This window comes from Streptomyces sp. CRCS-T-1 (assembly GCF_024442335.1).
Lineage (GTDB): Bacteria > Actinomycetota > Actinomycetes > Streptomycetales > Streptomycetaceae > Streptomyces > Streptomyces koelreuteriae.
In genome coordinates this window covers 1,872,677-1,888,881 of record NZ_CP101651.1, presented here as the reverse complement: position 1 = coordinate 1,888,881, position 16,205 = coordinate 1,872,677, and the positions used below count along the sequence as shown (strand labels likewise).

General features: G+C 72.4%; 15 protein-coding genes. 6 read left to right on the top strand and 9 right to left on the bottom strand.

The window, feature by feature from the left end; all coding sequences use genetic code 11:
- Window positions 1-82 precede the first annotated feature (82 nt).
- Window positions 83-499 (top strand): ATP-binding protein, encoded by a 417-nt coding sequence (locus NNW99_RS08310; RefSeq protein WP_215118061.1) that lies wholly within the window; start codon window positions 83-85, stop codon window positions 497-499.
- A 106-nt stretch (window positions 500-605) separates the two neighbouring features.
- On the opposite strand, the gene NNW99_RS08305 is transcribed toward NNW99_RS08310, so the two are convergent.
- Window positions 606-1,454 (bottom strand): DUF4394 domain-containing protein, encoded by an 849-nt coding sequence (locus NNW99_RS08305; RefSeq protein ID WP_215124204.1) that lies wholly within the window; start codon window positions 1,452-1,454, stop codon window positions 606-608.
- A gap of 305 nt (window positions 1,455-1,759) precedes the next feature.
- On the opposite strand from NNW99_RS08305, the gene NNW99_RS08300 reads away from it, so the two are divergent.
- Entirely contained in the window at window positions 1,760-2,497 is a 738-nt protein-coding gene (locus NNW99_RS08300) for a flavodoxin family protein (protein ID WP_215118060.1), read from the top strand.
- Window positions 2,498-2,548: 51 nt separating this feature from the next.
- Here NNW99_RS08300 and NNW99_RS08295 read toward each other — a convergent pair whose 3' ends face one another.
- Window positions 2,549-3,976: a hypothetical protein gene (locus NNW99_RS08295; protein ID WP_370869122.1), complete on the bottom strand. Its 1,428-nt coding sequence runs from the start codon at window positions 3,974-3,976 to the stop codon at window positions 2,549-2,551.
- A gap of 113 nt (window positions 3,977-4,089) precedes the next feature.
- Between NNW99_RS08295 and NNW99_RS08290 the strand changes: the two genes are divergently transcribed.
- Window positions 4,090-5,358: a molybdopterin-dependent oxidoreductase gene (locus NNW99_RS08290; RefSeq protein WP_215118059.1), complete on the top strand. Its 1,269-nt coding sequence runs from the start codon at window positions 4,090-4,092 to the stop codon at window positions 5,356-5,358.
- Between the two features lie 316 nt (window positions 5,359-5,674).
- Here the strand turns inward: NNW99_RS08290 and NNW99_RS08285 are convergent, their stop codons facing one another.
- Genes NNW99_RS08285 through NNW99_RS08275 form a run of 3 tightly spaced genes read right to left on the bottom strand, consistent with a single transcriptional unit; the run spans window position 5,675 to window position 7,868 of the window.
- Window positions 5,675-6,535, bottom strand: coding sequence for a bifunctional 2-polyprenyl-6-hydroxyphenol methylase/3-demethylubiquinol 3-O-methyltransferase UbiG (locus NNW99_RS08285; protein WP_215118058.1), 861 nt, complete (start codon window positions 6,533-6,535; stop codon window positions 5,675-5,677).
- Complete coding sequence (locus NNW99_RS08280; RefSeq protein ID WP_215118057.1) at window positions 6,532-7,149, bottom strand: DUF2064 domain-containing protein; 618 nt, start codon at window positions 7,147-7,149, stop codon at window positions 6,532-6,534. The genes NNW99_RS08285 and NNW99_RS08280 overlap by 4 nt, the downstream gene beginning before the upstream one ends.
- Window positions 7,146-7,868 (bottom strand): glycosyltransferase family 2 protein, encoded by a 723-nt coding sequence (locus tag NNW99_RS08275; protein WP_215118056.1) that lies wholly within the window; start codon window positions 7,866-7,868, stop codon window positions 7,146-7,148. The genes NNW99_RS08280 and NNW99_RS08275 overlap by 4 nt, the downstream gene beginning before the upstream one ends.
- Before the next feature lie 126 nt (window positions 7,869-7,994).
- Here NNW99_RS08275 and NNW99_RS08270 point away from each other — a divergent pair, with 126 nt between their 5' ends.
- Both NNW99_RS08270 and NNW99_RS08265 read left to right on the top strand, forming a co-directional pair.
- The gene (locus NNW99_RS08270) at window positions 7,995-8,735 is read left to right on the top strand and encodes a response regulator transcription factor (RefSeq protein ID WP_215118055.1); all 741 of its coding nucleotides are present in this window, start codon (window positions 7,995-7,997) and stop codon (window positions 8,733-8,735) included.
- Window positions 8,732-9,844, top strand: a complete 1,113-nt coding sequence (locus NNW99_RS08265; RefSeq protein WP_215118054.1) for a sensor histidine kinase KdpD — start codon at window positions 8,732-8,734, stop codon at window positions 9,842-9,844. Before NNW99_RS08270 ends, NNW99_RS08265 begins: the two co-directional genes overlap by 4 nt.
- Window positions 9,845-9,875: 31 nt before the next feature.
- On the opposite strand, the gene NNW99_RS08260 is transcribed toward NNW99_RS08265, so the two are convergent.
- Together NNW99_RS08260 and NNW99_RS08255 are read right to left on the bottom strand one after the other, a co-directional pair.
- Window positions 9,876-10,877 (bottom strand): NAD(P)-dependent oxidoreductase, encoded by a 1,002-nt coding sequence (locus NNW99_RS08260; RefSeq protein WP_215118053.1) that lies wholly within the window; start codon window positions 10,875-10,877, stop codon window positions 9,876-9,878.
- A 96-nt stretch (window positions 10,878-10,973) separates the two neighbouring features.
- On the bottom strand, window positions 10,974-12,479 hold the full coding sequence (locus NNW99_RS08255) for a SulP family inorganic anion transporter (protein ID WP_215118052.1): 1,506 nt from the start codon (window positions 12,477-12,479) through the stop codon (window positions 10,974-10,976).
- A gap of 392 nt (window positions 12,480-12,871) precedes the next feature.
- On the opposite strand from NNW99_RS08255, the gene NNW99_RS08250 reads away from it, so the two are divergent.
- Window positions 12,872-13,294: a MerR family transcriptional regulator gene (locus tag NNW99_RS08250; protein WP_215118051.1), complete on the top strand. Its 423-nt coding sequence runs from the start codon at window positions 12,872-12,874 to the stop codon at window positions 13,292-13,294.
- Between the two features lie 156 nt (window positions 13,295-13,450).
- Here the strand turns inward: NNW99_RS08250 and NNW99_RS08245 are convergent, their stop codons facing one another.
- Together NNW99_RS08245 and NNW99_RS08240 are read right to left on the bottom strand one after the other, a co-directional pair.
- Window positions 13,451-15,436: an FtsX-like permease family protein gene (locus NNW99_RS08245; RefSeq protein WP_215118050.1), complete on the bottom strand. Its 1,986-nt coding sequence runs from the start codon at window positions 15,434-15,436 to the stop codon at window positions 13,451-13,453.
- Window positions 15,436-16,182, bottom strand: a complete 747-nt coding sequence (locus tag NNW99_RS08240; protein WP_215118049.1) for an ABC transporter ATP-binding protein — start codon at window positions 16,180-16,182, stop codon at window positions 15,436-15,438. The genes NNW99_RS08245 and NNW99_RS08240 overlap by 1 nt, the downstream gene beginning before the upstream one ends.
- Between the last annotated feature and the right edge of the window lie 23 nt (window positions 16,183-16,205).

The following is a 16,205-nucleotide window of genomic DNA, read 5'->3' as shown; positions in this document are numbered from 1 at the left end:
ACCTTCTCTCCGACCGAGCCGAATCCCATCCGCATCCGCACCTGCAACGGATCACCAGTGAGAAGGAAAGGGATGAGGCGCCATGAGAACGGCATGTGGGGAACTCGTCGGCTCGTCGGCCTGCCGCTTCAGTTCCGTGCGCAGGAATGTCCGCGGCCGGCTGGAGCGCTGGGGCATAGGCGAACTGGCTGATGACGCCGTACTCATCGTCAGTGAGTTGTTGGCCAACGCCTTGCGGTACGGAGAGCCGCCGGTCCGGCTGTCCCTCACTCTTCGGGGCGCGGGCGGAGGCCAGCGGGTCAGGATCGGGGTCACGGACGCCGGCACCCCGTTCAGTAGCGAACTGGTTCGGGCGAAGTGGAGGCATCCCTCGGCGTACCTGAGCGGGGGAGGGCGTGGACTCCGTCTCGTCGACGCGCTCGCCTGTGACTGGGGTGACCTGCCTGACGGCCTCGGCCACACGGTGTGGGCCGAGTTGCCGTGCGGCACCGATGAATGACATCCCGGCGACGTCCCCCCTGCCCGGCTGAACGGCGGAGGGCCCTCGGCCATGACCGCCAGGGGTGTGGAACCGCTGGAGATCCAGCCGAGGGCGACTGCTGTGCCTAGTTCTGGTCGAGGGGCAGGGCGATGTCGAAGACCTGCCGGCCGGCGGGGAAGGCGCCGAGGCTGTCGGTGTCGCCATTGAGGACGTTGACGCTGTAGAAGCGGTATCGACCCGACGTGCTCAGGGCGGCGAAGCCCTTGTTGTCCCCGGTTTCCTTCTTGTAGTAGATGTCGAACCCGGCCGAGGGACCGGCGTTGAAGCCGAGGTTGCCGGTGGGGGCCAGGTTGCCGGCGTTCGCCGGGGACTGCACCACGACGCGGTCGTGGACGGTGTCGATGTCGAACAGCGTCGTCGCGGTCGCCGCGTTGAGGTCGTTGTTCGTGTACGCCGCTCCGGTCACGCCCCGTGCCCTGGTCGGCGGTGTGGTCGGGTTGGTCAGCGCGCCGTCGGCGATGGTGGTGAACCGTGCGGAGGGGTCGTCGATGTTGTGCCGCAGGTTCTGCCCGGTGTCGCTGATCACCCTCAGCCGGTTCGCGGCCGGGTTGAAGTCCACTCCGAAGTTCGTGCCCGACAGCGGGACGGTCAGCCGGGAGACCTTCACCGCCTGGGCCCTGCTGGTGATGGTGTAGATGCCGCCGGCGTTTCCGACACCGTAGAGCTTGCCGTTCTGCACGCGGAAGTCGATCCCGATCAGCCTTCTGTCGCCGGACAGGCCGCTGATCCGGCCCAGGTCCCATGGGTCGCCGGGGGTGTGGATGTCGAAGCCGACCAGGCGCTGGTCCGTGGTCAGCCCGACGCTGAGCAGGCGCTTTCCGTTACCGTCCCAACTGCCCTGGGCGTGGGCGGTGGCTGGGGTGGCGGCGGCCGTGGTGGCGGCCAGGGCGACAGCGACAACTGCGCTACGCATCATGCGTCTCCGAACAGATTCGAGGGCCGCCTGGAAGGCAGCCTCAGCACCCAGCAGAAAACCAGACAAACGGGACTAAAGTGTGGCTGTGGTGCGTGCGCGTGACCGTGTCGCAGCCAACGGAGCAACAGCCCTCGTGCGGAGGGCCCGCCGCGGCGCCCAGTCGTCCTGGGGGAATGGGGCGTCCTCGGGTGGGTCGTAGCCGGACATCGCGTGAGTTCCGCGAGACGCTGCCGTAGGGGCGGCCCGGAGCGCCGTCCTCCCCCCGGTCCTTCACCTGTCCGTTCTCCTCACCGGAGTCCGCCATGGCAGCGCAGCCCGCCTCTCCCACCGATGCCGTGCACCGCTACGACGATCTGACCGCGCTCTACATCAACTGCACCCTCAAGCCGTCTCCGCAGCTCAGCCACACCCAGGGCCTGATCGACAAGAGCCGGGCCATCATGGACGGCGCGGGTGTGACCACGGACCTGATCCGCGCCGTCGACCACGACATCGCACCCGGTGTCCACCCGGACATGACCCGGTATGGCTTCGCCACCGACGCCTGGCCGGAGTTGTACGAGAGGGTGATGGCGGCGGACATCCTCGTCCTGGCCGGCCCCATCTGGCTGGGTGACAACAGTTCGGTGACCAAGCAGATCGTCGAGCGCCTCTACGCGTGCTCCTCCCTGCTGAACTCCCAGGGCCAGTACGCCTACTACGGTCGCGTCGGAGGCTGTCTGATCACCGGCAACGAGGACGGCGTGAAGCACTGCGCCATGAATCTCCTCTACAGCCTCCAGCACCTCGGGTACACGATCCCGCCCCAGGCGGACGCGGGCTGGATCGGTGCGGCCGGCCCGGGGCCGTCGTACCTCGACGCGGGCTCGGGCGGCCCGGAGAACGACTTCACCAACCGCAACACCAGCTTCATGACCTGGAACCTGATGCACCTCGCCGCCCTGCTGAAGCGCGCCGGGGGCGTTCCCGCCCACGGCAACCAACGCTCGGAGTGGGACGCGGGCTGCCGTCCGGGCGCGGACAACCCCGAACACCGCTGAGCCGGACGGACGCCCAGCCCCGCCCACCGGAACATGCGGGGTTCCGCCCCGTCACCAGCCGGTCATGAGCAGGTGGTTCAGGAGCAGGGCCAGTACGGCCTGCGCGGTGAGCCAGGCGCGGGGGTGGGTCAGGAACGCGCAGGCGGCCGGGAGCCACATCGCGAACGGCAGCCAGATGCGCTCGGTCTCCGCCTTGCTCATCCCGGACAGATCGGCGACGAGCAGAGCGGCGAGAGCGGCGGTGGTCAGCAGGGCGAGGCGGAGGTGAGGGGGCAGGTCGGGGGAGTTGGGGAGGGAACGTGCCCTGAGCCGTGTCGCTGACCTGAGGAGCGTGGCCCCGGTGCGTCGCAGGCCCGCCACCGTGGCCGGGCCCACGATCAGGACCGTGCAGGCCAGGTTCGCCCACACCCAGTAGCCGTACGGCCGGACGCCGCCGGCTCCTTGGTAGTAGCGGTCGACGAGCAGCCGGTACGCCTCCCACCAGTTGAAGCCGGTGAAGGTGAACGCGAGCGGGACGACGACGGCTCCGGCGAGGGCGTAGGGCAGGGGGCGGGCTCGTTTCCGACCGAGGAGGATGACCGCGCCCGCGACCACGGCGAAGAGGGTGAGGCCGTAGGAGAGGTAGCAGGTGAGGCCGAAGAGGAGGCCCGAGGCGAAGCCGGTGAGCCGGGGGCGGTGTCCGGTGACGGCGAGGGCGAGGAAGGCGATGGTCCAGGCGGCGACCGCCGTGAAGTAGCCGTCCGCGGACGTCCCCATCCACACGGCTGCCGGTGCCAGCACCAGGAACGGTGCCGCCCGCCGTGCGAGTGCCTCGTCGGCGAGGGCCCGTACGGCGACCAGGACCGCCACGCAGGCCGACGCGCCTACGGTGATGCACCAGGTTCCGGCCCAGCCCCCGCCGCCGAGTCCGGCCCGGTCGAGCAGGACGAAGGTGAGGGGCGCCGCCGGAGGGTGGCCGGCCACATGCGCGGGCCAGTGGTCGGGGGACTGGAGCAGGATGTGGTGGGTGAAGTCCCGCAGGGTCGCCGGGATGTCCTGGAAGCGGTCGACGACCCGCAGATACTCGTGCCGGGTCGTGAGCCGGGCCGCGACCCCGCGCTGCCAGCCGTCGATCAGCGCCAGTGACCACGTCCACGCCATCGCCGTAGCCCAGGCGGCGCCGAGGAGCGCGCGCCACGGCAGTCGGTCGGCCACGCGCGGGCCGTACGTCACCACCAGGACGGCGACGGCGAGCGCCGCCGGGGTGCCGGGGCCGAGGTGAGGGTTCCAGTCGGCCAGGAGGGGAGGCAGGCCCACATGCAGGGTGCCGTGCTCCCGTTCGATCGCGGCGCCGACCAGTGCGGCCGTCGCGACGAGCAGTGCAGCTGCCGTGGTCGCGTACAGGTCGCGGCGAAGAGCACGGCCGGGTCCACGGCGAAGGCCACCGGAAGGACCACGGGCAGGATCACGGGAAGGATCACGGTGAAGATCACGGGTCACACGGGAACGCTAGGCCGCGCGGACCATGCCGAGGCCGCTGCACGTGCGGACGTCAGCGTTTCGTCATGGGTCGCGCACCCTTTTCCGGTGTGGTCCGCGCCTACCGTCGGGACATGCGAGACGACCCACGGCTTCCCTCCTCACCGGGCTTCTGGCGCAGCCCCCTGCGCGGCCCCTGGTTCACCTCGGTGCTGGGCCTCGTCCTGCTCGTCGGCATCACCCTGCTGTTCGTGACGGGACTGGTCTCGTACGCGGCCTACAACCCGGACCTGTCGCCGGTGAACGACAAGACACCGGACAAGGGGATCCTCGGCTTCTATCTGTTCGCCTGGCCCACGAACCCGCACTGGCTGTACCGGCTCAACCAGGGCGTCCACGTCACCCTCGGCATCACCCTGGTCCCCGTCCTGCTCGCCAAGCTGTGGTCGGTGGTGCCGAAGCTGTTCGCGCTGCCGCCGGCCCGCTCGCTCGCCCACGCCCTGGAGCGGATCTCGCTGCTCCTGCTGGTCGGCGGGGCGCTGTTCGAGTTCGTGACGGGCGTGCTCAACATCCAGCTCGACTACGTGTTTCCCGGCTCCTTCTACACGCTGCACTTCTACGGTGCCTGGGTGTTCTTCGCGGCGTTCCTCGCGCACGTGGTGCTGCGGGCGCCGGCCGCCGTACGCAATCTGCGACGTATGCGGGACGAGCGGGGACCGCAGGAGGAGTCCGGCGCGCAGCCCGAGTTCCCTCTCGTCTCTCCCCGGCCCGCGGAGCCCACCGTGACCCGGCGCGGCGGGCTGTGGCTGGTCGGGGGCGGTTCACTGCTGCTGTTCGGGACCACGGTGGGGCAGAGCTTCGACGGTCCGCTGCGGCGGACGGCCCTCCTCGCTCCGCACGGAGGCGCCGATCCGGGCAGCGGACCGAACGGCTTCCAGATCAACAAGACGGCCGCGTCCAGGGGCATCAGCGCGACGGAGACGAGTGAGGCGGCGTGGAGGCTGGTGGTCAGGGGCCGCTCCGGGACCGTCCGGCTGAGCCGGGCCGAGCTGCTGGAGCTCCCCCTGCACAGCGCGGCGTTGCCCATCGCCTGCGTGGAGGGCTGGTCGACCTCCGACCAGTGGTGGCGGGGCGTACGGCTGCGGGATCTCGCCGCCCTGGTCGGCTACGACGCGGACGCGGCGCCCGATGTGTTCGTGGAGTCCCTGCAGCGCAGCGGCGCCTTCCGCAGCGCGGCCCTGCGCGCCAACCAGGTCCGGGACCCGCGCTCCCTGCTGGCGCTGGACGTCAACGGCGAGCCCCTCAGTCCCGACCACGGGCATCCGGCCCGGGTCATCGTGCCCGCGGCGCCCGGTGTGCTCAACACCAAGTGGGTCGCCCGGATGACCTTCGGAGACCTGTGATGCGCACCGTGGTCCCGCCGCTGGGGAGTCCCCTGCGGATCCTGCTCCTGGCCTGTTCGTTCGCGCTCGCGGGATACGCGGGCGTGCGGCTGCTGTCGGACGACTGGTTCGGTGTGGCGCTGTGGTTCGTGGGTGCCGCACTGCTGCACGACCTGGTGTTCCTGCCGCTGTACGCGGTGGCGGACCGGGCGCTCGTCCGGTCGTTCGGGGCGGTCGGTCACCGGGAGCGGACGATGTACGTCCGGGTGCCGACCGCCCTGTCCCTGCTGCTCCTGCTGGTGTGGTTCCCCCTGATCAGCGGCCGGGTGGCGGACCACTACCCGGCGGCGACGGGCCTGTCCGCCGACGGCTTCCTCGCCCGCTGGCTGTTGATCACGGCCGTGCTCTTCGGCGGCTCGGCGCTGCTGCTGGTCCTGCGGTTGCGCAGGGCGAGGAAGCAGCGGCCGCCGGCCGACCACTGAGCGACGGTGTGCCAGCCCAGCGGGCGGGCGTAGCGGATCAGCGCCGGCGTGCCGAGCCGGGCCCAGGGGAACGGGGTGCCGCAGGTGCCCTGATCGCCGGGGCGGCCGGTGCCGTCGGTGCCGCCAGTCGCGCCGGTGCTGCCAGCTCCGCCGGTCCCGCCGGTCCCGCCGGTACCGCCGGTTCCGCCAGTGACACCGACGAGGCGGACGCTGGCCCGCTCGTCGATGTCCAGCGGATCCGTCTCGGCGATGAGCAGGCCGCCGGGGGCGAGGAGCCGGGTGAGCCGTTCGAGCAGGGCACCCGGGTCACCGCCGATACCGAGATTCCCGTCGACGAGCAGGGCGCTGCCCCAGCGGCCCTCACCCGGGAGCGGTTCGAAGACCGAACGCAGCAGCGCCGGGCCGCCGAGCCCCACGGTGTGGGCGACCGCGGCGGAGCTGACGTCGATGCCGAGCGCTGTCCGGCCCCGTGCCGCCAACTCCACGACCAGCCGCCCCGGCCCGCACCCCACGTCGAGGACGGCACCCTCGCACCGGTCGAGCACCTCCCGGTCCACGGCGTCGGCGCGGGCACACCACCGCTCCACCTCCAGGGGCAGCAGCCATCCGTCGCTGCGGCGCAGGAAGAGCGGCCCGCGGCCGGCCCGGAGGGCGTCGGCGTAGGGGTCGGCGGACCAGCTGTGCTCCGCCGTGCCCGGCATCGCAACCGTGCTCATCGGCCGTCGCCGTCCCGCAGCCGGGCCAGCTCGGCGGCGAAACGACCGTGCGGCGCCGCGGCGGCTACCGCTTCGGCGTCCGCAGCGGTGTCCACGTCCCGCAGACACGGCAGTTCACGCACGTGCAGTCCGGCGGCGAGGAGCCGGGAGCGCTGGACAGCGCCGGTCGTGGGAGTCGACATCGGGACCTCGCGCACCAGCTCCGGATCCGGGACGGCCAGTCCGAGCGCCCAGAAGCCGCCGTCCTCGGCGGCGCCGAAGCAGGCGTCGTACCCGTCGAAGTCCACGGCGAGCAGGCCCGGCGTGACCTGCGGGGTGTCCATTCCGATCAGCAGGGCCGGGCCGTCGCAGCCGGCGAAGGCCGCGGCCAGTCGGGCGTCGAGGCCGCCCGCGCACTGCGCCACGACGTCGAAGCCGGGCGGCAGCCAGGGCCCGGCCTCTCCCTCCAGGACCAGGATCCGGCGCCGCGCGGGCGCCGCGGCCACCGCGCACAGGGTGTCGGCGAGGGCCGCCTCGGCCAGCGTCGCCGCCTCCTCCGGCGTGAACGGCGGACAGAGCCGGGTCTTCACCCGTCCCGGGAGAGGCTCCTTGGCGATGACGAGCAGAGTGGTCATCGACGGCTGCCTCCTCGTGAGGGCGCCGCGGCCGTCTCCGGCGGGGCCGGTGCCTCGGCCAGGACGCGGCTCATGTCCCGTACCGCCTGCCACGTGCCGCGCCAGGTGCCGGTCACCTTCGAGGCACCGCTGCGCGGCAGGTAGGGGACGTCGTGCTCGGTGATGTGCCAGTCCGCGTCGGCGGCGCGCACGACCATCTGCAGGGGGTAGCCGCTGCGCCGGTCGGTGAGGTCCAGGGCGAGCAGTGACGCGCGGCGGGCGGCGCGCAGCGGCCCGAGGTCGTGCAGCCGAAGGCCGGTGCGGCGGCGCAGCATCAGGGAGAGCGCGAGATTGCCGGCCCGGGCGTGTGCGGGCCAGGCACCCCTGCCCTGGGGCCGGCGCCGCCCGAGGACCAGGTCGGCCGAGCCGTCGCGCACCTCGCGTACGAAGGGCACGAGCAGGGCCGGATCCAGGGAGGCGTCGCAGTCGCAGAAGCACACGATGCCGGCCGTGGCGGCGGTCAGTCCCGCATGGCAGGCGGCGCCGAAGCCGCGGCGAGGCTCGTCGACGACGGTCGCGCCGAGTGCGCGGGCGATGTCGCCCGAGCCGTCGGTGGACCCGTTGTCCACGACGAGGGCACGCCAGCCGGGAGGGACGCGGTCGAGCACCCAGGGCAGGGCTTCGGCCTCGTTCAGACAGGGGAGGACGACATCGACGTCCTCGGGTGCGGGAGAGGTCATCACGGCTTTCACCCTACGAACGCGAACTGCGCATATCGGACTTCATGTCCTTACGAAACGCGGACGGCGGCGGCAGGGGCCGGCTGGGGGCGCGACGCGCAAGGCCCGGGGTGCGAGGCTGGCGGCATGGACAAGCAACCTGCGGAGCCGGTGGCGGCCGGCCGGGCGTCCGGGGCCGGTCGGGTCCTGGTCGTCGACGACGATCCCACGGTCGCGGAGGTCGTCTCGGGCTACCTCGACCGCGCCGGATACGCGGTGGACCGGGCCGGGGACGGGCCGAGCGCACTGGCCGGCGCCGCCGCGCACTGGCCGGACCTGGTGGTGCTCGATCTGATGCTGCCCGGCATGGACGGCCTGGAGGTGTGCCGCCGGCTGCGCGGCCTCGGGCCCGTCCCGGTCATCATGCTCACCGCCCGCGGGGATGAGGACGATCGCATCATGGGCCTGGAAGTGGGCGCGGACGACTACGTCACCAAGCCGTTCAGTCCCCGCGAGCTGGTGCTGCGGGTGGAGTCGGTGCTGCGCCGGGCGCGGCCCCTCGCCGGCACGCCTCCCCTGAGCGCGGCCGGACTCACCGTCGACCCCGCCGCCCGCCGCGCCGCCAAGAACGGCGTCGAACTCGCCCTCACCCTGCGTGAGTTCGACCTGCTCGCGTTCCTCCTGCGGCATCCGGGCCGGGCGTACAGCCGCGAGGACCTGATGCGCGAGGTGTGGGGCTGGGACTTCGGCGATCTGTCGACCGTCACGGTCCATGTCCGCCGGCTGCGCGGCAAGGTCGAGGACGACCCGGCCCGGCCCCGCCTGATCCAGACCGTGTGGGGCGTGGGCTACCGCTTCGACCCCGACGGAGAGGAGCCCGGACCGTGAACGACACCCTCCTCATCGCGCTGTACGCCCTGCTCGGTGCCGGCGTCGCCGGGCTGCTCGGCGCCGGGACACTGTGGCTGCTGCGCCGCCGGTCGCTGACCGCGTCGCTCACCGTCGTGGCGGCGGTGGCCGTGACCGCGATGCTCGCGGGCACGCTCGTCGTGGCATGGGCGATGTTCCTGTCCGCGCACGACCTGACCGTGGTCACGACCGTCGTCGCGATGGCGGCCGTCGTCTCGCTGGCCACCGCGTTGCTGCTGGGCCGCTGGGTGGTCGCCCGCAGCCGCGAACTCGCCCTCGCCGCACGCTCCTTCGGCGACGGCGGCGACTTCAACGCGCCCCGAGGTCCCGCCACCGCCGAACTCGCCGACGTCAGCCGCGAACTGGAGGCCACGAGCGCGAAGCTCGCCGAGTCCCGGGAGCGTGAGCGCGCCCTGGAGACCTCCCGCCGTGAGCTGGTCGCCTGGATCTCGCACGACCTGCGCACCCCGCTGGCCGGTCTGCGCGCGATGTCCGAGGCGCTGGAGGACGGCGTCGCCGCCGACCCCGACCGCTATCTGAAGCAGATGCGCACCGAGGTCGAACGCCTCAACGACATGGTTGGCGACCTCTTCGAACTCTCCCGCATCCACGCCGGAACCCTGGCCCTGTCGCCCTCCCGGATGTCCGTCTACGACCTGGTCGGCGACGCTCTCGCCGGGGCGTATCCGCTGGCCCACGAACACGGGGTGCGACTGCTCGGGGACCGCGTCGAGCCGGTGCCGGTGGAAGTGGACGGCAAGGAGATGAGCCGAGTGCTGGGCAATCTCCTGGTCAACGCGATCCGGCGCACTCCGGCGGACGGAACCGTCATGGTGGCCGCCGAACGCCTGCCCGACGGCGTCGTGCTGTCCGTCACCGACGGCTGCGGCGGCATCCCCGAGGAGGACCTGCCCCGCGTGTTCGACACCGGCTGGCGCGGCTCCCACGCCCGGACCCCGCCCGCCGGTGCCGGTCTGGGCCTGGCCATCGTCCGCGGCATCGTGGAGGCGCACCAGGGTCGGGCCACCGTCCGCAATATCCCCGGCGGCTGCCGCTTTGAGGTGGTGCTGCCCGCTGCCGCTTCCTGAAAACGGGCAGCACCACCGGTCCATCAGGGCCCTACGAGTCACGCAGGGCCGAACCCGCGAACTCCCGCATGCCCTCGTCGAACCCGACCTCCGGCTTCCACCCCAGCTCCGCCCGCAGCCGGGACGAGTCAGCCGTGATGTGCCGGACGTCCCCGAGCCGGAACTCGCCGGTCACGACCGGCTCGGGCCCGCCGTACGCCGAGGCCAGCGCCCGCGCCATGTCCCCGACGGTGTGCGGGTCGCCGCTGCCGGTGTTGTACGCCGTGAGCACACCCGGGGCGGTCTCCGCCTCCAACGCCACCGCGTTGGCGATCGCCACGTCCCGGACGTGCACGAAGTCCCGCCGCTGCCGTCCGTCCTCGAACACCCGCGGAGCCTCGCCCCGGGCGAGCGCCGAACGGAAGAAGGAGGCGACACCGGCGTACGGCGTGTCCCGGGGCATCCCGGGCCCGTACACGTTGTGATACCGCAACGACACCGCCGCCCCGCCCGTCGAGCGTGCCCAAGCGGCAGCCAGATGCTCCTGAGTGAGCTTGGTCGTCGCGTACACGTTCCGCGGATCGACGGGCGCGTCCTCACCGACCAGCCCCGGCGTCAGCTCCTCCCCGCACATCGGACACGTCGGCTCGAATCGTCCGGCCGCGAGGTCGGTGGCGGCCCGGGGCCCCGGCCGCACCACCCCGTGACGTCCGCAGGTGTACCGACCCTCCCCGTAGACCACCATCGACCCGGCCAGCACCAGTCGCCGCACGCCCTGTTCGGCCATGGCCGTCAGCAGCACGGCGGTCCCGAGGTCGTTGTGGGAGACGTAGTCCGCCGCATCGGCGAACCCGGTGCCCAGCCCCACCATCGCGGCCTGATGACACACGGCGTCCACACCGGACAGCGCACGCAGCACCGCGTCCCGGTCCCGTACGTCCGCGCCCGGGTCCTCGCGCACGTCGAACACGACGGGCTCATGCCCGCGCGCCCGAAGCACGTCGACGACCTGGGACCCGATGAACCCGGCACCGCCGGAGACCAGTACACGCATGCGCCCACGGTAGGGCGGAGCAGCCGCCAGATCATGCGGCCGCGCCTACCTGTCACGGGTCCGTAAGACCTGCCGAGCGCTCTGAGAAGGAGCCGGTCAGTTGCTGCCGGTGAGTTCGCCGCTGAGGGTTCCGTGGATCCGGGCGCTGGGCTCGTTCAGGCCGGTGATCTCGACGGTCTTGCCGCGCTGGGCGTACTTGGTCTCGATGGCGTCCAGGGCGGCCACGGAGGAGGCGTCCCAGACGTGTGCGGCGGAGAAGTCGATGACGACCCGGTCGGGGTCGGCGGCGTAGTCGAACCGGCCGACGAGGTCGTTGGAGGAGGCGAAGAACAGCTCTCCCGTCACCCGGTAGACGACCGTGGTGCCGTCGCGGTCGGTGACAGCGGTGACGTCGGCGAGGTGGGCGACCCGCTTGGCGAAGACGACCATGGCGGTGACCGAGCCGACGACCACGCCGATGGCGAGGTTGTGGGTGGCGACCACGCAGGCGACGGTGACCGCCATGACGGTGATCTCCCCGGCGGGCATGCGCTTCAGCGTCTTCGGCGCGATGGAGTGCCAGTCGAAGGTCGCGAAGCACACCATGACCATCACCGCCACCAGGGCGGCCATGGGAATGTCGGAGACGACCGGCCCGAAGACGATGCACAGCACCATCAGGAACGCGCCCGCCAGGAACGTCGACATCCGCGTACGGGCGCCGGAGACCCGCACGTTGATCATCGTCTGGCCGATCATGGCGCAGCCGCCCATGCCGCCGAAGAACCCCGTGACGATGTTGGCGACGCCCTGCCCGACGGACTCGCGGGTCTTGGAGGAGTGGGTGTCGGTGATCTCGTCGACGAGCTTGGCGGTCATCAGCGACTCCATGAGGCCGACCAGGGCCATGGCGAGCGCGTACGGCGCGATGGTCGTCAGGGTGTCCGGCGTGAACGGCACGTCCGGCAGCCCCGGCACGGGCAGGGAGGACGGCAGCTCGCCCTTGTCACCGACGGTCGGCACGGCGATCCCGGCCGCGACCGTGACGACGGTCAGGACGACGATCGACACCAGCGGCGCCGGGACCACGGTGGTGACCTTCGGGAGGAACACCAGCAGCGCCAGCCCGGCCGCGAGCAGCGGATAGACCGGCCAGGGCACGTCCGTCATCTCCGGTACCTGCGCCATGAAGATGAGGATGGCGAGGGAGTTGACGAAGCCGACCATCACGCTGCGCGGCACGAACCGCATCAGCTTCGCCACGCCGAGCGCGCCGAGGACGATCTGGAACACGCCGGCCAGGATCACGGCGGCGACCAGATAGCCGAAACCGTGCTCGCGGTTCAGCGGAGCGATCACGAGGGCGACGGCACCGGTGGCCGCGGAGATCATCGCCCGTCGTCCGCCGACGATCGCGATGGTCACGGCCATGGTGAAGGAGGCGAACAGGCCGATCGCCGGGTCGACCCCGGCGATGATCGAGAAGGAGATCGCCTCCGGGATCAGCGCGAGAGCGACCACGAGCCCGCCCAGCACCTCGGTGCGCCAGACCTTCGGATCACGCAGCCAGTCGGGCTCGAGGCCGCGCAGCCGTGCGGCGGGAGACAGTACGGAGGAAGACAAGGGAACGGCTACCTGTCGTGCTCGGGCACCCCCCGGGCAGGGCGAGGCGTGCGGAAGACGGCGCGGAAGGCCGGGCGTGCTTCCCGCGATCGGCCCGCTGACGGGCCGGAAGTCCCAAGGCAGAGCCGACGGGCGCGATCGGACGCGCGGCTGGGCTCTGGTCAGGGGCGAAGGGTCACGGCGGACAGCCGGCGGCGTCCGGCACCACGGACTCGCGCACGCGTCTCACCGACAAACTGGAAGTTCCTCGCCGGGGGCGGCATCGGCCCCGACACGGCATCGGCCGGGCCCGCGGCCCGCGCCGCACGGAACTCTACCCTAACGTTAGGGTAGAGATCGGCGGGGACGCTTCGGACGAGGCCGGGGCAGGACAGGGCAGGCAGGGCAGGGACGTGGACGACAAGCACATGCAGATCGGCGAGGTCGCGGCGCGCACCGAGCTGTCCCTGCGCACCATCCGGCACTACGAGGAGACCGGACTCGTGGTCCCCTCGGCCCGCTCCCAGGGCGGCTTCCGCCTCTACACCGAGCGGGACGTCGAGCGGCTGATGGTCATCCGCCGGATGAAGCCGCTCGGGTTCACGCTCGACGAGATGCGTGAACTGCTCGCGGCGACCGACCGCCTCGATTCCGCCGACGAACTGCGCGCTTCCGACCGGGAGGAACTCCTGGAGCGGGTACGCGGTTTCGAACAGGCGGCGCAGCGGCGAGTCGAGGACCTGCGTACGCAGCTGGAGCGCGCCGAGGACTTCGCCGCAACTCTTCGCGACCGGCTGGGCGGCGCGAGCGAGCCGGGTTCCGCCACGGCACGCTGACCGACGGCAGCGCGCGAAGGGTCGCTTGCGGGGAGCCACTCGGAGCTGGCTGCGACGGCCTCGCGCGTGGTGGTTCGCGTCCCTTTCATTCAGCAGCGGTCAGCATCTGCTCCGGCAGGCGACGTCGAGCAAGGTCCGGCCACCGGACGGAGCGGCCTACCGACGGGAAGAGACCATCGCCACGCCGGCTTGCCGGAGCAAACGACCCGTCGCTGCCAGACTCACCACGACACCCGCGAGCACGCACGCCGCCGTGAGCGCCGAGAGCATCCCCCACTCCACGCTCAGCGGTGCCTCGCCACCGAACACCGAGAGCGCCCCCCGGTAGGCCCGCGCGCCCACCGCGACCACTCCCGCGGCGATCAGCACGCCCAGCAGGGAGGTGGACAGCGTCTCCCACAGAGCCATGCGGCGCACCTGCCCGGCGCTGACGCCGACCATCCGCATGCCCGCGATCTCCCCTCCGCGCCGGCTGTACGACATCACCAGCGTGCCCGCCACGGCGATCAGCGCGTACAGCGACGCGGGCACCGTCAGCACGCCCAGCACCAGCCGGTTGAGCCGGTCCTGATCGGACGCGGACTCGCCGAACCACTCGGCCGACGGCACCACCCTGACCCGCTCGGCGCCCACCCGCGCGGTCAGCTCGGCGGCCACCGCACGCGCCGAACCCGCGGCCTCCTCGTCGAGCAGCACCGAAGCACGCGCCGGCGTCGCGGCCGCACCCCGCGTACCACCCGGCAGCAGCAGGGACGGCACGGCCGATCCGCCCTCCAGCACCGCCGCCACACGCGCCTTGACCGGCCGGCCGCCGAACAGCCCATAGGTCACCGTCGATCCCGCGCGATGCCCGTACCAGTCGGCGAACTCCCGCGACACGGCGACCGTTCCCGGCCGGAGCGCCTCGAGCGATCCGTCGACCACGGAGATCCGGTGCGTACGGGCCAGGGCGGCCGGGTCCGCGACCGCGGACTGTTCCCTCCACACCGAGTCCGGACCCGCCACCGCCACCTCCAGCGCGGCGGGCGCCGAGACAGCCGCCACCCTCGGGTCGGCGCGCAGCGCCTTCACGTCGTCCGCGCTCAGCGAGTCGCCCCGGGCGGGCTCCACGACGAGCTGGGCGACGGTACGCGCCCGGTCGTCCGCCTCCGTCGCCGCACCCGTGGTGGACAACACCGTGGTGAAGGCGCCGACGACCGCGAGGATGGCCAGCACCGGTCCGACCAGCGACGCCGTACGACGCCGCGAGGTGCGCACCGACTCCGCGGCCAGGCGCCCGGCCACCGGATCGGCCCAGCGCAGGGGCAGCGCCATCAGCCTCAGCACCGGCGGCAGGTACACCGGCCCCAGCAACGTGGCGGCCACCGCCAGCGCCATGGTGCCGAACAGCGCCAGCGGAGTCGCCGCCTCCGCCCCCGCGCCGGGGGCCAGCGCCAGCATCACGGCGCCGGTCACCAGGGACAGCGCGCCCGCCGTCCCGCGCCCCGCCGTCATGGTCCGGGCGTCCAGGTCCGCCTCGCGCAGCGCCTCCGTCGGGCGGACCCGGGCGGCTCGCTTCGACGCGGCCAGCGTTCCCAGCACGGCCATGAACAGGCCGCCGGCCACCGCGCACACGAGCGGCCAGAGCAACGGTCCCGGCCGCAAATCGACCGGCGACAGGCCGGTCCCGTCGAGCGCCTCCACCGCGACCGGCGCCGCCACGGCGGCGATCACGCAGCCCGTGAGCGCGGCGGGCACCGCCACCGCCAGTGACTCGCCGAGCACCATCCGGCGCACCTGCGGCCCGCCCGCGCCCACCATGCGCAGCAGCCCCATGTCGCGGCGGCGCAGGGCGATCCCGAACGCGCAGGTGCCGGTGATGACGAACACCGTCACGAACGCGGACACCACCCCCGCCATCGCCAGCACGCTCTGCACCCCGCCCAGGTCCACGTCACCGCTGGACAGGGTGCGTGCCGTACCCGTGCCGTCCGTGAGCGTCACCGACGGCCGGCCGGCCTCCGTCGACGTCGGCACCGCCCAGGTCGCGGCCAGCGCCGAGGCGGACATGCCGATCAGTGCCACGCCGAGCGCCAGCGCCACGAACGTACCGGCGAACAGGGCCCAGTAATGCCGCACCGAGTACAGGGAGATCCGCCACATCACCGCTCCCACAGGCTCAGCCGGCCGGCGACCGCTTCGGCGGTCGGGTGGTCGAGCCGCCCGACGACCTTGCCGTCGGAGAGGAACACCACCCGGTCCGCGCACGCCGCGACCGCGGGGTCGTGCGTCACCATGACGACCGTGCGCCCCGCCCGGTCGACCACGGCGCGCAGCAGCTCCATGACCTGCCGTCCGCTCTGCAGGTCCAGGGAACCGGTCGGCTCGTCGGCGAAGACGATCTCCGGCTCGGCCACCAGGGTCCGCGCGATCGCGACACGCTGCTGCTGGCCGCCGGACAGCTGCGCGGGCCGCCGGTCGGCCTTGTCCGCCAGACCCACCTCGCGCAGGGCCTCCATGACCCGGTCCCGTTTCACCGACCGGCGCCGCAGTCGCAGCGGCAGGGCCACGTTCTCGTACGCGGTCAGCATCGGCAGCAGGTTGAACTGCTGGAAGACGAAACCGATCCGGCCCCTGCGCACCGCCGTCAGCTCCCGCTCGTCGCAGACGGCGAGATCCGTGTCACCGAGGAGGACCTTGCCGCTGTCGGGCCTGTCCAGGCCGGCCGCGCAGTTCAGCAGCGTCGTCTTGCCGGAGCCGGACGGTCCCATCACCGCGGTCAGCGCCCGCTGCGAAAAACCCAGACTGACCTCGCGGAGCACCGGGACAGGGCCCGCGGCGCCCGCGTAGCTCTTGGAGACGGCGGCCAGTTGGACGGCCGGGAGTTGGATGTCGGTGAGCAGTGACATGCTCCCAGTCCAGCAGCGCGGGC